Below are 15,189 nucleotides of genomic sequence, written 5' to 3'. Positions count from 1 at the left end.
ACCCTGACGGGCTTGGCCGGCAAGGACGTGCTCAATGGCGGCAAGGGCGCCGATGTGCTGATCGGCGGCCTGGACAACGACACCTATGTGGTCGACAACGCCGGCGACATCGCGACCGAACTGGCCGGCGAAGGCACCGACACGCTGCAGAGCAGCATCACGCGAACCCTCGACGCCAACATCGAGAACCTCACGCTGACCGGCAAGACCGCGATCGACGGCATCGGCAACGCGCTGGCCAACGTGATCATCGGCAACAGCGCTGCCAACGTGCTCAGCGGCGAAGACGGCGCCGACTCGGTCACAGGCGCCGCCGGCACTGACACCTTCGTTTTCAGCAGCCTGACCGGCGTCGATACGGTGGCCGATTTCAGCGGTGTCGACGACACCTTCCGCATTGGCCAAGCCGGCATCCACATCGGCAATGGTGACAACGTGGTGGACAACGCCGTGGTGCGYGGATCGCCCGGCGGCTTCTCGACAGCGGCCGAGTTGGTGATCTTCACCAGCCACATCGTCGGCACCATCGATGCGGCCAGCGCAGCCGTGCAGATCGGCTCTGCCACCAGTGCCTACACGCTCGGTGCAGACGTGCTGTTCGTCGTCGACAACGGTACGCAGAGCGGCCTGTTCCGCTTCCACTCGTCGGGCGCCGATGCGCTGGTGACGGCTGCCGAGCTGACGCAGGTCGCGCTGGTCAACGGCGACTTGACCGGGCTGTCGGACTACACCTTTGGGCCGTGATGCCTTGAACGCCATGAAGACCTTCCTGCGCCGCCACGCGCGGCTGTTCGTCGCCGCGGCCGGGTTCAGCGGGGTGCTGAACCTGGCGCTGCTGGTGCCTTCGCTGTACATGCTGCAGGTCTACGACCGGGTGCTGCCGGCGCGCAGCACCGAGACGCTGTTGATGCTGTCGGCGGTGGCGGCCGCGGCACTGGGGCTGATGTTCGTGCTCGACTGGGTGCGGGGCCGGCTGCTCGCGCTGGCCGGCAGCCTGTTCGAGCGCGAAGTGGGTGGCCGCTGCGTGCGCCAGTTGCTCGACAGTGGCGCGTCCGAGCCCGGCGCCTTGCAGGCCAATGCGTTGCGCGACGTGTCGGTGCTGCATGCCTTCTTCGCCGGCCCGGGCCTGGTGTCGCTGTTCGATGCACCGTGGATGCCGATCTACATCGGCGTGGTGTTCCTGTTCGATCCCGCGCTCGGCCTTTTGGCGCTCGGCTGCGCAGCGGTGTTGGGGCTGCTGGCCTGGGTCAACGAACGCAGCACCCGCGCGGGCGTGAACCGGATGCAGCAGCAGTCACGCGAGCTCGGCCGCTTCACCGATGGCGCTGTGCGCCACGCCGAGGTGGTGCGGGCGATGGGCATGGCGCCGGCGGTCGAGGCGCGGTGGCAGATCCAGAGCGATGCCTTGCAGACTCAGCAGTTGCAGACCCAACGTGTCGGCGGCTTGATTGGCTCGATGACCAAGTGCTTCCGCCAGTCGGTGCAGGTGGTCATGCTCGCCGCCGCGGCCTGGCTGGTCATCGGGCAGAAGGCCACGCCGGGCGTGATGATTGCCGTCACCGTGATCCTTGGCCGCGCGCTGGCGCCGGTCGAAATGCTGATCGGGCAGTGGAAGCAGGTGGTCGAGGCACGCACCGCCTGGCAGCGGCTCACGTCGCTGCTGTTGACGGCCGCCACCGTGCCGGCCACCGAGTTGCCGGCGCCGACCGGCGCGATCTCGCTGGAGAACCTGGTCTACCTGCCGCCCGGCAGCCAGCGCGCCACGATCCGGCAATTGACGTTGCATGTCGCTGCGGGCGAGGTGCTGGCCATCGTCGGCCCCAGCGGCTCGGGCAAGTCGACGCTGGCGCGCTTGATGCTGGGCATCGTGCAACCCGCCGCCGGTACGGTGCGCCTCGACGGTGCGGCGTTGACGCAGTGGTCCCCTGCCCGGTTGGGCCCTCACATTGGCTACTTGCCGCAGGACGTGGCCTTGTTCGATGGCACCGTCGCCGACAACATCGGCCGGCTGGGTGATGTCGACTCCGCCTCGGTCGTCGAAGCTGCGCAGTCAGCGCATGCTCACGAGCTGATCGTGCAGTTGCCGCAGGGCTACGACACGCTGGTGGGCGARGGCGGCCGCTGCCTGTCCGGTGGCCAGCGCCAGCGCATTGCGTTGGCACGGGCCCTGTGCGGCCAACCGCGACTGGTGGTGCTGGACGAGCCGAACGCGAATCTAGACAGCGACGGCGAGCAGGCACTCCGCCTGGCCATCGACGAGCTGCGCACCCGCGGTGCCACCGTCGTGTTGATCACGCAGCGCACGCAGATCCTGTCGGTTGCCGATCGCATCGTCGTGATGCGCGACGGCACCATCGAGCGCATCGGCGTGCGGCAAGCCAAGACCGTGACGGGCAGTGACGAGACCGTCGAGGCCAACCATGTCGACGGCGAACGCAGCGTGCCGGTGCTGCACCAGGTTTCGGAGGCCTCATGAGCGCATCCACCACCCTCCCCCTGGCCCGATCCCCCGACGACGCCCTGGCCGTCGCCTGGCAGGCAAGTACGCGACGCCTGATCGCCGGCGGCAGCGCCGCCATCGCGCTGACCATCGCTGCCATGCTCGCCTGGGCCACCTGGGCCCCGCTCAGCGGCGCGATCGTCGCCCCCGGCGTTGTCAAGGTCGACAGCAACCGCAAGACCGTGCAGCACCGCGACGGCGGCATCGTGCGCGAGATCCTGGTCCACGAGGGCGACCGGGTGGTGGCCGGCCAAGCGCTGATCCAGCTCGACGACCGGCGCATCGACGCTACCTTCGACCTCACGCGCAGCCAGTTGGACGCGCTGCGCATCAAGCTCTCGCGCCTGAGCGCCGAGCAAGCGCTCACCGCCACGTGGCAACCGCCGCCGGACTTTCGCCAGCGCCAAGGCGAGCCGCGCATCGCCGAGACCCTGGCCCGCGAGGCCGCCATGTTCACAGCCCGGCACAGTGCGCTGGACTCGCAGCTGCGCCTGGTGCAGCGCCAGATCGACGAGGTGGCGACCGAGCTCGCCGCGCGTGAGCGCGAACACGGCTCGGTGAACCTGGCGCTGGCCGACATGCAGGAAGAGCTGTCGGTCAACGAAGCGCTGCTGGCACAGGCCTACGTCAACCGCACGCGGGTGCTGGGCTTGAAGCGCAATGTCGCCGAGTACCGGATGAAGATCGAAGACAACCGGGCCGAGGCTTCGAAAGCGCGCCAGCGCAGCACCGACCTGGCGCTGCGCCTCGCCGGCCTGCGCGAAGCCTTTGCGCAAGAGGCCAGCACCGACCTGCGCGACACCAGCGCCAAGATCGTCGACCTGGAGGAACAACTGCGCGCCGCCGGCGACGCCGCGCAGCGCCTGCTCATCACCGCGCCGGTGGCCGGCCGGGTGGTCGACCTGCGGGTCAGCACGCCCGGTGGCACGATCGGCCCGCGCGACCCGCTGCTCGACATCGTGCCCGACGGCAGCCCGCTGCTGGTGGAGACGCGCGTCGGTCTCGACGCTATCGGTGAGCTGCACACCGGCCTGGCCACCGACGTGCGCCTGACCGCCTTCCCGCAACGCTCGACGCCGCTGCTGACAGGCCAGGTGGCCTATGTCTCGGCGGACGCGCTGGCCGATCGCCAGACCGGCACCGGCTACTTCCTCGTCCACGTGGCGATCGATGCGGCCACCTTGGCGCAGGCCGGTGTGACGCTGCACCCCGGCATGGCGGCCGAGGTGTTCATCCGCACCCGCGAGCGCACGCCGCTGGGCTACCTGCTCGAACCGCTGGTCAACGCCACCCGCCGTTCGTTCCGCGAACACTGACGCTCACCACGTCGCCCGAACGGGTGGCGCGATGTCGGCCCGAGTCGCGGTGAACCCGCTTGACGCTGCGTCGCGTGCAGTCCTAGAGTGCGCGAACAAGCGAAGCGCTGGAGGGACACCACGCGATGAACGCCGAGTTGCCGGCCGCCGATGGCGCACGGCCCCACGAGGCCGCGCCGCGCGTTCATCTGCTGGGCTTGCCCCGCCTGCAGTGGCCCGACGGCCACCACCACCTGCTGCAGCGGCGCGATGCAGCCTTGCTGGCGCTGCTCGCGCTCGAAGGAGCCGTGCCCCGCTCGCGCGCCGCCAGCCGCATCTGGCCTGATGCCGACAGCGAAGGCGCGCGCAACAACCTGCGCCAGCGCCTGTTCCGCCTGCGGCGCACCGCGGAGCGCGACCTCGTCAGCGTCGGCGATGTGCTGCGCCTGGCCGACGGCATCGAGCACGACCTGCAGCCGCCAGCCACCCCGCTGGGCAACGGCGCGCCTGACCTGGACGGCGAACTGCTGGGCACGCTGGACTATGGCGACTGCGCCGAGCTGGCCGATTGGGTGCAGGCCGCGCGCGAGCGTTGGCGCGGTGCTCGCGCGCAGGCGCTGGCCGACCTGGCCAACAGGCTCGAAGAGGCGCGCGACATCGAAGGCGCGCTGGTCCACGCGCAACGCCTGCTCGACGAAGACCCGCTGCAGGAGCCTGCGCATCGCCGCGTGATGCGCCTGCACTACCTACGCGGCGACCGGACGCAAGCGCTGGCCGACTATGCCCGCCTGGTCGACCTGCTGGCCCGCGAGTTGCGCGCCGAGCCCGAGCCCGACACCCGCGCATTGGCCCGGTTGATCGAGCAAGGCGGCGCGCTGGCCCACGCCGCAGCACGGCCACTGCCGCCGGCGGTGCTGCGGCCCCCGCGGCTGATCGGGCGCGAGCGCGAGCTGCAGGCGCTCGAAGCCGCTTGGCACGACGGCGCGGCCGTGGTGCTGCTGGGTGAGGCCGGCATCGGCAAGAGTCGGCTGCTGGGTGATTTCGCCGCCACGCGCGGGCCACACGTGGCCGTGGGTGCCCGTGCCAGCGATGCGCCGGTGCCTTATGCGCTGCTCGCGCGGCTGCTGCGCGCGTTGCCCGCGCCGAAAGCCTTGCCCGACTGGGCCCGCCACGAGCTGGCGCGCCTGCTGCCCGAATGGGGCGACCCACCCCCCGGCCGGCTGGACCCGCTGCACCTGCGGGCGGCCACCGCTGCGCTGCTGGCCGACGCCGTGGCGCAGCAGCGGACCACAGGCTCAGGTGCGCTGGCGCCGCTGTGCATCGTCGTCGACGACCTGCACGCCGCCGATGCCGCCACGCTGGAGCTGCTGCCAGCGTTGCTGCCCGAGTCGAGCGACGTGCGTTGGCTGCTCGGGTCGCGGCCCCTGCCCGAGCCGGCCGAGGAAGCCACACCGACTGTGTCAGGCACGCTCACCCCGCTGGCCGACTGCCTGGCCGCGCTGGCGGCACTGGAGCAACCACCGCACCGGCCGTTCCAGCTCGCGCCGCTGGACGCCGCGGGTGTGTACACGCTGGTCGCTTCGCTGGACCTGCCGGGCATCGACGCGCAGGTCTGGGCACCGGCGCTGTGGCGGCGCAGCGGCGGCAACCCGCTGTTCCTGCTGGAAACGCTACGCGCGCTGCTGCGCGACGACCATGCCGCGTCGCCCGGCGAGCTGCCGACGCCCGCGCCGCTGGCCCGGTTGATCGAGCGCCGGCTCGATCGGCTGCGGCCGCCTGCGCTGCGCCTGGCGCGCCTGGCAGCGCTGGCCGGCGGCGACTTCGACATCGAACTGGCCGCCGCCGTGCTGGGCCTGCATGTGCTCGACCTGGCCGACCCCTGGCGCGAGCTGCAGGACGCGCACATCGTTCGCGAAGACGCCTTTGCGCACGACCTGGTGCTCGAGGCCACCCGCGCCGCCGTGCCCGACACGATTGCCCGCTCGCTGCACGGGCAGATCGCCGCTCAGCTGGCGGCACGCGGCGTCTCTTCAGCACGCGTGGCCTCGCATTGGCAAGCCGCGCAACACTGGCACGAGGCAGCGCAGGCGCACGAGGTCGCTGCCCGCGAGGCCCTGGCCGCTTCACGTCGCAGCGACGAACTGGGGCACCGCCGCCTGGCGGTCGACGCGTGGCTCGAGGCCGGTGCGCCCGACGAAGCCTTCCGCGTGCGGGTCGACACGCTGGAGGCCTTGCTGCTGATCGAAACCGTCGACCATGCGCAGACCATGGCCGACGGTCTGCTCGCCGATGCGCGCACCGACGCACAGCGGCTGGACGCACAACTCGCCCGAGCCCAGACGCTGCTGATGGCGGTGCAGCCCGCCGAGGCGTTGGCAGCGGCCAGCGCGGCCCGCACGCTCGCGATCACGACCAACGACGCCCGCCGCGAACGCCGCGCCACCCGCTATGTGGCGGTGGCGTTGGCACAGTCCGGCCGCGCCGACGAAGCGGTGAGCCTGCTCGAACCCTACCGCGCCGGCTTGTCAGCAGACCCCGGCGACGACGACACCTACGCCTTCTGGTCGGACTTCTCGTATGTGCTGCACACCGCGCGTCGGCTCAGCCGCAGCGTCGAGGCGTTGGAGCACGCCATTGCCGGCAGCCAGGCGCGCGGCGACCTGGCCGAGACCTTCAGCACGCTGTCGAACCTGTCCGGCGTGAAAGGCAACCTGGGCCGGCTCGACGAGGCTCTGGTGGACGCGGAGCGAGCGCAGCGCCTGGGCGAACGCCTGGGTGAGGTGGGTGGTGTACCGGCCGGCTCGGTCGAGATCCACCTCGGGCTGCTGCACGCCGCGGGTGGCCACCTGGGCCAGGCCTTGCGCCACTTCGACGCCGCGCTGGCGATGTTCACGCAGGCCGGCCAGGGCACCTGGGTCACGATCGCGAGCAACCACCGCGCCAACCTGATGCTGCAGCTGGGCCAGATCACCCGCGCGCAGCAGGCATTGTCGGCAGACGACGAGTCGGTGCACCGGCCGACCCGCTCGCGCCGCCTGGTCATCGCGTCACGCATTGCCAGTGCGCTGCAGCACGACCCCCGGCCGTTGCTGAACGAGGCGCTGACGATGCTCGGCGAGCACGGTGATCCGTACGGCCGGCTGCTCGCTGCGATCGACGGGCTGCACCTGACCGAGCCGGCCGAAGCCGAGCAGCAGGCCCGCGCGCTCGAAGGCGAGGCCGAGCGCATCGAATACCTGGCGGTCGCCGTCAAGGCGCGCTGGTACCGCATCGACGCAATGCGCCGCGGCGGCCGGCTGCAGCAGGCCAGCCAACTGGCCCACCAGGCGTTGGCCGGGCTGGCCCGCATCAAGCCTTGGGACATGTACCTGCCCGAGGCGTGGTGGATCGCGCACCGTGTGTTCAACGACAGCGGCGAAGCGCCTGCCGCCAACGGCGTGCTGGCCACCGCRCACGCCTGGATCGCCGCCGCCCTGCACGATGTGCCGGCCGAGTTCCACGACAGCTTCACCCAGCGCAACCTGATCAACCGTGCCCTCTTGTCGATGGCGGTAACGGGCCGGTAACAGCGGCTCGCTTACGGTGTCGACAGGGCCGTGCCTTGCCGCGGCCCGATCGGCCGGGACGGGTCACGAGGAGCACGCGATGCGATCCATCTTCTTCTTCGAGTCGATGATCACGCCGCGGATCATCACCTTCCTGTACTGGCTGCTGCTGTTGGCCACGGTGGCTGCTGGTGTCGCCACCGCCGTCAGCCTGGGCCCGTTCGCCTTCCCGGGCATCGCCGCCGGCCTGGTCGTCATCGCCGGCGGCGCTCTGGGCGCGCGCGTCAGCTGCGAGCTGTTGATCGTGCTGTTCAAGATCAACGAGAGCATGGAGACGGTGTCGCAGAGACTTTAGCCCCCACGCCCGCTCCGGCGGGCTGCCCCCCAAGGGGGCTCGCGCAGYGGACCGGCAAAGCCGGATCCGCGCACGCCACTTGATGAGCGGCGGCGCTGCGCGCGCCTGAACACCTTCGCCAGGGCTGAGCAATGACCCCTCCCCGTTCGGGCTGAGCTTGTCGAAGCCCTGGCCTGCGCTCCTGCGATCGGACGTAGGCTCAGTGCCCCTGCTCTCCGCAAGGCACCGTGTGCAGCTTCTTGGCAAGCGCCTCGCTCTGCCACGCGGCACCGCAGGCGACGTGGTCGACGGCCCGCATGACGTTGGCCACATAACCCTCTGGGCCGGTGATCAGCACCTTGCGCAAGAAGGTGTCGGGCTCGGGCATCGGCACCGCCAACAGGCTCGCGGCGCACGTGCCCGGCATCTCTGCGCTCTGGTACTCGGAGCGGCTCATGACGATGAAGTCCACACGCCCCAGGCAGAGCCGGCCCAGGTTGCTGACGTGGTCCGCCGCGTCTTCGCGGCGCAGGTCCCCCCGCTCCAACAGCGGCGTCAGGGGTTTGTAGATGTGGCCCAGGATGCCGCCGAGCGTGCGGCCCCGCAGGTCTGCCCAGACCCTGGGCGCCGGCATGTTGCGTGTGACGAGGACGTTCTCGTCGAACAGCACGGGGCGCGACCAGTGAACCCGCTGGTTGATCTCGGGTGCGATGAAGTTCGGCGACAGAAAGAGCGCCACGCCGCGAAAGTCACTGCGCGACAGGTAGGCCTCGGTCAAGCGCCGGCGAGGCACGTTCTCGAGCGTGTGCTGCAACTCGGGTGGCAGCTGTTGGTTCAGCAGCRTCACGAACGCATCGGCCACGCCCGGAGCCCCAGCGGCCATCACGAAAGGCGGCTGCAGGTAGCTGTTCAAGGCGATCGGGCGCTCGTCACCGACGGGCTCGGCCCACGCGGTGMTGGCCAACAGGGCGGTGAGCAGGCCGTTCAGCAGACGGGGTCGCAAGCCGAGCTTCATGCTGCCGAGTCTCCCGCAAGCCACCCTCGGATGTCTATGGAGGTCACGCAACGCRTTGCTCGCGGCGAGCCTGCCCAGACCTCGATCCTAGGGGAGACCCTGCACGCCCCAGCACGCCGCCGCATTGGCTAGGGCGGCTATGCTCGCGGCTTCACTTTTTGGCGCCGCCATGCTCACTGTCCTCAACCGCCGCCGGGCCCCGCTGGCCCTGTTGATTGCCAGCCTGTTCGCTGCACCCGCCGTGCTGGCTGCCGACGACGCCACGGACGCGGCACCGAAGAAGCCCACGTGGAACGTGAACCAGCCGCCGGGCGAAGCGCGCACCGCCGATCTGGATGTGCGCACCGGCACCTGGATGAGCGTGGACGTCAGCCCCGATGGGCGGACGCTGGTGTTCGACCTGCTGGGTGACCTGTACCTGCTGCCGATCGCCGGCGGCGACGCCAAGCCACTGACCCACTCGATCGCCTGGGAGCACCAGGCCCGCTTCTCTCCCGACGGCAAGCAGATCGCCTTCATCAGCGACGCCGGCGGCGGCGACAACGTGTGGGTGATGAATGTCGACGGCAGCGGCGCACGGGCAGTCAGCACCGAAGACTATCGCCTGCTGAACAACCCGGTCTGGCACCCGAACGGCCAGTACATCGCCGCGCGCAAGCACTACACCGGCACCCGCTCGGCCGGCTCGGGCGAGATCTGGCTCTACCACGTCAGCGGCGGCAAGGGCATGGCGCTGAACGAGAAGCCGAACTGGCAGAAAGACCTCGGCGAGCCGGCGCTGTCGCCCGACGGCAAGTTCCTCTACTACTCGCACGACGCCACGCCGGGCAAGACCTTCGAGTACAACAAGGACTCGAACAAGGAGATCTTCAAGATCTTCCGCCAGGATCTGTCCGATGGCTCGGTCGAGCCCTTCGTGCAAGGCCCCGGCGGCGCGATCCGCCCCACCCCTTCGCCCGACGGCAAGTACCTGGCTTTCGTGCGCCGCGTGCGCAACCAGAGCACGCTGTTCATCAAGGACCTGACGACCGGCGTCGAGCGCGCCGCGTGGCCGGGCCTGGAGCGAGACCTGCAAGAGGCCTGGTCGGTCTACGGCGTCTACCCGGCCTTCGCATGGACACCGGATTCGCGCACGATCGTGACCTGGGCTCGCGGCAAGCTCTGGCGTGTCGACCCCTTCAGCAACACAGCCGTCGACATCCCCTTCCATGTGAAGGACACGCGTGAGCTGCGCAACGCCCAGCGCGTGCTGCAGACCGTGGCGCCGGATGAGTTCCCGGTTCACCAACTGGGCTCGGTCAACGTGTCGCCCGATGGCCAGCGAGTCGTCTATTCGGCACTCGGCCACCTGTATTTGAAGAACCTGCCCAACGGCAAGCCCTACCGGCTGACGACCACCAACGAGCGCTTCGAGTTCTTCCCCAGCTTCTCGCGCGACGGCAAAGAACTGGTCTTCGTGACCTGGAACGACGAGCAACTCGGCTCGGTGCGCAAGCTGCAGCTGGACACCAGCCGCGAGACGGTGCTGACCACCGTGCCCGGCAAGTACCTGGAGCCGCGCTTCTCGCCCGACGGCAAGAGCGTGGTCTTCACCAAGTCGCGCGGTGGCCTGCTGACCTCGCCCTGGCATGGGCTGGACCTTGGTGTCTACCTCGCCCGAAGCGACGGCAAGAACGCCCCGGTGCGCCTGACCAAGGAAGGCGAGGCACCGCAGTTCGGCGACCGCAACGACGAGGTCTACATCTCGCGCTTCAGCGAAAGCAACGAGGTCGACATGCAGCGCAAGCTGGTGCGCATCGACCTCAAGGATCGGCAAGAGACCGAGGTGGCGCACGGCGAGTTCGTCTCCGACTACGCCGTCTCGCCCGATGGCCAATGGCTGGGCTTCACCGAACGCTTCCATGCCTACGTGGCGCCACTACCGCGCACCGGAAAATCGGTCTCGGTGGGCCCGAAGATGGACGCGCTGCCGGTGCGTCAGCTCGACGTCAATGCCGGCCTGGCGATGCACTGGAGCGGCGACAGCAAGCAGCTGCACTTCTCGATCGGCGATGAGCTGTTCACCACCGCGGTGGCGGATGCATTTGCCCCCGGCACCGAGAAGACCCCCGGCTACAAACCACCCGAGAACGGCCTGAAGATCGGCTTCAACCAGAAGGCCGACAAGCCGCAGGGCACGATCGCGCTGGTCGGCGCCCGCATCGCGACGATGAAGGGCCCGGGCTTCGATGAGGTCATCGACAACGGCACCGTCTTGGTTGAAGGCAACCGCATCGTCGCGGTCGGGCCGGCCGCGCAGGTGCAGGTGCCACCGCAGGCCAAGACGATCGACGCGCGCGGCCAGACCATCATCCCCGGCCTGATCGACGTGCACTGGCACGGCCCGATGGGCGACTCGGAGCTGATCCCGCAACAGAGCTGGATCAACTACGCGTCGCTGGCCTTCGGCCTGACGACGATCCACGACCCGTCGAACCGCAACAGCGAGGTCTTCACCTCGTCCGAACTGCAGCGCGCCGGGCTGGTCGTCGGCCCGCGCATCTACTCGACCGGCACCATCCTCTACGGTGCCAAGGCCGGTGTCACCGCCGTTGTCAATAGCCTCGACGATGCACTGACGCACCTGAAGCGCCAGAAGGCCGAGGGTGCGATCAGCGTCAAGAGCTACCAGCAACCGCGCCGCGAGCAGCGCCAGCAAGTGCTCGAAGCCGCACGCCAGACCAACATGATGGTCGTGCCCGAAGGCGGCTCGATGTTCCAGCTCAACATGAGCATGATCGTCGACGGTCACACCGGCATCGAGCATGCGCTGCCGATCGCCGAGGTCTACGACGACGTCAAGCAGCTGTGGCCGCAGACCGGCGCGGGCTACACGCCGACGTTGAACGTGGCCTACGGCGGCCTCGACGGCGAACACTACTGGTACGCCCGCACCGACGTGTGGAAACACCCGCTGCTGAGCCGTTATGTGCCCCGCACGCTGCTCGAATCACGCGCCGTGCGGCGCCCGACTGCGCCCGAAGAAGACTTCAATGTGCTGCGCGTGGCACGCACCGCCACCGAGCTGCAGCGCAGGGGCGTCAAGGTCAACATCGGCGCCCACGGTCAGCGTGAAGGCCTGGGCGCGCACTGGGAGATGTGGATGTTCGGCCTCGGCGGCATGAGCCCGCTCGAAGCCATCCGCACCGCCACCATCAACCCGGCCCACTACATCGGCCTGGACCGCGACCTCGGCTCGATCGAGCCCGGCAAGCTGGCCGACCTGGTAGTGATCCGCGGCGACGTGCTGGCCGACATCCGCCAGAGCGACCAGATCAGCCTGGTGATGCAGAACGGCCGGCTGTTCGAGATCCCGACGATGAACGAGGTCTGGCCGCAGGCCCGGTCACGCAAGCCGTTCTTCTTCGAGGGCAGTGCGGGCACCGGGATGCCGGTCGACGTCGAAGCGTCGAGCCACGGCGAAGACTGACGGGCGGCGAGGCCGCGGCCACGCGCCTGCTGCGTCGTTTTCGAGGCGGCAGGCGCTCAGCCCCTTTGCACGCCTTTGGCGTAGTCCGCCGGCGTCTTGCCCACCAGCTTGCGGAAGTCGGCGATGAAGTGCGCCTGGTCGAAGTAGCCCAGGTCTTGCGCCAGCGCCGCCCATGAAACCGGCTGGCCGGCCTGCACACGGGCGATGGCCTCGTGCATCCGATACCGGTTGATGACCCACTTCGGGCCGACGCCCACATAGTCCTGGAACAGGCGCTGCAGCGCGCGCAGGGTCAGCCCGAACCGGGCGGCCAGCTCGTTCGCGGAACGCAGGTCCAGGTCGTCGGCGACGGTATCGACGATGCGCCCGGCCAGGAGCGAGCGATCGTCGGCAGCCGGCAGACGGGCGCGCAGGAACGTCGACGCGAGCTCCGCCGCCTCATCGTCGCTGCCCGATTCGAGGACGCCATTCAACAAGTCGGCCTCGGCACCGAACAGTTCGCGGATCGACATCGAGCGGTTCACCAGGCTGGCCACGGGCGCGCCAAGCAAGGGGCGAAAGGCCCCCGGCCGGAACTTGATGCCGAAGGCCATCGAGCGACCTTCGAGCACCCGCGTCCAGCGTGCCGTGTGCACGCCCCACGCGGCGGCCGAACCCGGCTCGATGACGATGTGCACGTTCGGGTGCGGCAGCGTCTCCTGCACTTGCGGCGGCAAGCCTTCGAGGTCCCAGCACACGGTCCAGTAGTGTTCGACCCGATCGGCCAGTTCCGGCGGCGGCGCGACCCGCCCGTGCGCGAAGCGGCCGGTGTCGAGCCGGTGCAGCACGCCGCGAACCTCGCGCGCCAGCGGCCGTCGCGTTTTTCCAATCGTCGTCATCGGGTTCGTTGCTTCAATGCGCGCGTCGTCGCCTCACGCGGCGTTGCAAAAGATGATGTCATGAAAGCCATAACAACCTTGATCGCCGCCAGCCTCTGGCTGGCGCTCGCCGTGAATGCCACGGCCGGTACATCGACGCCAGCGACCCCATCGCCCAAATCAACCCAGGAGCCTTCCGTGACAGTGACAGCCCGCATCGCGACCGGACCGTTCGACGTCAAACTGACGCCACAGGCGTTGAGCGGGGTGGCCGAGGGCAGCAACCTCGCGCGAATGGCACTCGACAAGCAGTTCCACGGCGCGCTCGCGGCAACCAGCGCCGGCGAAATGCTCGCCTTTCGCAGCGCGACGCCTGGTTCGGCAGGCTACGTCGCGATGGAGACCGTGCGCGGCACGCTCGAGGGGCGCAGCGGCAGCTTCGTGCTGCAGCACAGTTCGACGCTGACCCGCGGCGAGCCGACCCAGTCGATCGCCGTCGTACCGGATTCGGGCACCGAGGCGCTCACCGGCCTCGCCGGCAGGATGGTCATCGACATCGCCGCCGGCGGCGYGCACAGCTATCGCTTCGAGTACACGCTGCCAGATTCCGCGCCCTGATCGGCCAGGGTGCTGGTCATGTCGTCGTCCGTTTCAAGACCCCCAAGGCCTCGGTCAGGAACTCGATCCAGTGGGTTTCGAAGCGGATGCCGGCCTTCAACACCAGGTAATGAAGCTCGGCCTCACGGTCTCGCGGTGTGTGCTCAGGGAAGTCGCGCGCCTCGATGCGGCGGTACAGCGCCAGCTTGTCCTGGTGCACCGCCAAGCGGCGCTCGATCTGCTTGTCCAGCCCCGTCGGCCCCACGGCGGCTTCGGCTCGCAGCCTCACCATCAGCTCGTCGCGCAGCGCTGCGGGCTCGTCGTGCTGGGTGATCCAGCGCTTCAGCTCCTTGCGACCACTGGGCAGGATGCGGTAAGCCCGCTTGCGCCCGCGCGTCGACTCTTCGGGCAGTGACTCGACGAAACCGGCTTCTTCGAGCCGGGCCAGCTCACGGTAGATCTGCTGGTGCGTCGCCTGCCAGAAATAGCCGATCGACTTGTCGAAGCGCGCTGCCAGTTCGGACCCGGCGCCCGGGCGTTCGGCCAGTGCGGTGAGCAATGCGTGCGGAAGTGACATGGGGGAAGCGTACAGGCGCGTCGAACCAGGGTTTGCCCTGATTCTGCCGTTTGTGCAACTGGTTGCATAGTCGGGACAACGTTTATGCAACTGGTTGCACTGAAGCCGTATCGACCCCTATGAACCACTTCCCTCACCTCCTTCGCCCGCTTGACCTCGGGTTCACCACGCTGAAGAACCGGGTCTTGATGGGCTCGATGCACGTCGGGCTCGAAGAGGCACCGAACGGCTTCCAGCGCATGGCGGCCTTCTATGCCGAGCGGGCGCGCGGCGAGGTTGGCCTGATCGTCACCGGCGGCATTGCGCCGAACGAGCGCGGCCGCCCGATGCACGGTGGCGCGATGCTGACCAACGAAGACGAGGCCAACCGCCACCTGCCGATCACGCAGGCGGTGCACGCCGAGGGCGGCAAGATCGCGATGCAGATCCTGCACTTTGGCCGTTACTCCTACGATCCCAAGCTGGTGGCACCGAGCGCGCTGCAGGCGCCGATCAACCCATTCGTGCCGCATGCGCTGAGCGGTGACGAGGTCGAAGAAACCATTGACGACTTCGTGAACTGCGCGGCGCTGGCCCAACACGCCGGCTACGACGGCGTCGAGATCATGGGCTCCGAGGGTTACCTCATCAACGAGTTCATCGCCGCGCGCACCAACCACCGCACCGACGAGTGGGGTGGCGCCTACGAAAACCGCATGCGCTTCCCGGTGGAGATCGTGCGCCGCGTGCGCGAGCGCGTGGGGCCCAACTTCATCCTCATCTACCGCCTGTCGATGCTCGACCTGGTCGAAGGCGGCTCGACGCTGGAAGAGGTGATCCAGCTGGCGCAGGCGATCGAACGCGCCGGCGCCACSATCATCAACACCGGCATCGGYTGGCACGARGCSCGCATCCCSACSATCGCSACCAAGGTGCCGCGCGGCGCCTATGCCTGGGTCACGCAGCGGCTGATGGGCCAGGTCGGCATCCCGCTGGTGGCCACCAACCGCATCAACACACC

The 15,189-nt window shown here is 69.1% G+C and carries 11 protein-coding genes; 8 read left to right on the top strand and 3 right to left on the bottom strand.

Annotation, left to right across the window (positions count from 1 at the left end):
• The 5 genes from AC1DYI_RS12860 to AC1DYI_RS12840 all read left to right on the top strand — a co-directional run.
• A partial coding sequence (locus AC1DYI_RS12860) for a calcium-binding protein (protein WP_477204507.1) occupies window positions 1–744 on the top strand: 744 nt, incomplete at its 5' end.
• Between the two features lie 13 nt (window positions 745–757).
• Window positions 758–2,476: a type I secretion system permease/ATPase gene (locus tag AC1DYI_RS12855; protein WP_477204506.1), complete on the top strand. Its 1,719-nt coding sequence runs from the start codon at window positions 758–760 to the stop codon at window positions 2,474–2,476.
• Complete coding sequence (locus AC1DYI_RS12850; protein ID WP_477204505.1) at window positions 2,473–3,816, top strand: HlyD family type I secretion periplasmic adaptor subunit; 1,344 nt, start codon at window positions 2,473–2,475, stop codon at window positions 3,814–3,816. Before AC1DYI_RS12855 ends, AC1DYI_RS12850 begins: the two co-directional genes overlap by 4 nt.
• A gap of 125 nt (window positions 3,817–3,941) precedes the next feature.
• A complete protein-coding gene (locus AC1DYI_RS12845) occupies window positions 3,942–7,361 on the top strand; it encodes an AAA family ATPase (protein WP_477204504.1) in 3,420 nt (1,139 codons plus the stop codon).
• A gap of 79 nt (window positions 7,362–7,440) precedes the next feature.
• Complete coding sequence (locus AC1DYI_RS12840) at window positions 7,441–7,695, top strand: DUF4282 domain-containing protein (protein WP_477204503.1); 255 nt, start codon at window positions 7,441–7,443, stop codon at window positions 7,693–7,695.
• A gap of 199 nt (window positions 7,696–7,894) precedes the next feature.
• Here the strand turns inward: AC1DYI_RS12840 and AC1DYI_RS12835 are convergent, their stop codons facing one another.
• Window positions 7,895–8,689 (bottom strand): hypothetical protein, encoded by a 795-nt coding sequence (locus tag AC1DYI_RS12835; RefSeq protein WP_477204502.1) that lies wholly within the window; start codon window positions 8,687–8,689, stop codon window positions 7,895–7,897.
• Between the two features lie 169 nt (window positions 8,690–8,858).
• On the opposite strand from AC1DYI_RS12835, the gene AC1DYI_RS12830 reads away from it, so the two are divergent.
• The gene (locus AC1DYI_RS12830; protein WP_477204501.1) at window positions 8,859–12,158 is read left to right on the top strand and encodes an amidohydrolase family protein; all 3,300 of its coding nucleotides are present in this window, start codon (window positions 8,859–8,861) and stop codon (window positions 12,156–12,158) included.
• Window positions 12,159–12,214: 56 nt separating this feature from the next.
• Here the strand turns inward: AC1DYI_RS12830 and AC1DYI_RS12825 are convergent, their stop codons facing one another.
• Entirely contained in the window at window positions 12,215–12,985 is a 771-nt protein-coding gene (locus AC1DYI_RS12825; RefSeq protein WP_477204500.1) for a DUF6597 domain-containing transcriptional factor, read from the bottom strand.
• Here AC1DYI_RS12825 and AC1DYI_RS12820 point away from each other — a divergent pair.
• Window positions 12,950–13,633 (top strand): DUF3224 domain-containing protein, encoded by a 684-nt coding sequence (locus AC1DYI_RS12820; protein WP_477204499.1) that lies wholly within the window; start codon window positions 12,950–12,952, stop codon window positions 13,631–13,633. The two genes, AC1DYI_RS12825 and AC1DYI_RS12820, sit on opposite strands and share 36 nt — an antisense overlap.
• 16 nt (window positions 13,634–13,649) lie before the next feature.
• On the opposite strand, the gene AC1DYI_RS12815 is transcribed toward AC1DYI_RS12820, so the two are convergent.
• Complete coding sequence (locus tag AC1DYI_RS12815) at window positions 13,650–14,189, bottom strand: PadR family transcriptional regulator (RefSeq protein ID WP_477204498.1); 540 nt, start codon at window positions 14,187–14,189, stop codon at window positions 13,650–13,652.
• A gap of 119 nt (window positions 14,190–14,308) precedes the next feature.
• On the opposite strand from AC1DYI_RS12815, the gene AC1DYI_RS12810 reads away from it, so the two are divergent.
• Window positions 14,309–15,189, top strand: an 881-nt coding sequence (locus AC1DYI_RS12810; RefSeq protein ID WP_477204497.1) for a 2,4-dienoyl-CoA reductase FMN-binding domain-containing protein, incomplete at its 3' end; no start/stop codon positions are given.

This window comes from Ideonella sp. P3_A4 (assembly GCF_056403075.1).
The sequence above is the reverse complement of the archived record's forward strand: the minus strand, read 5'-3'. Positions and strand labels throughout refer to the sequence as shown.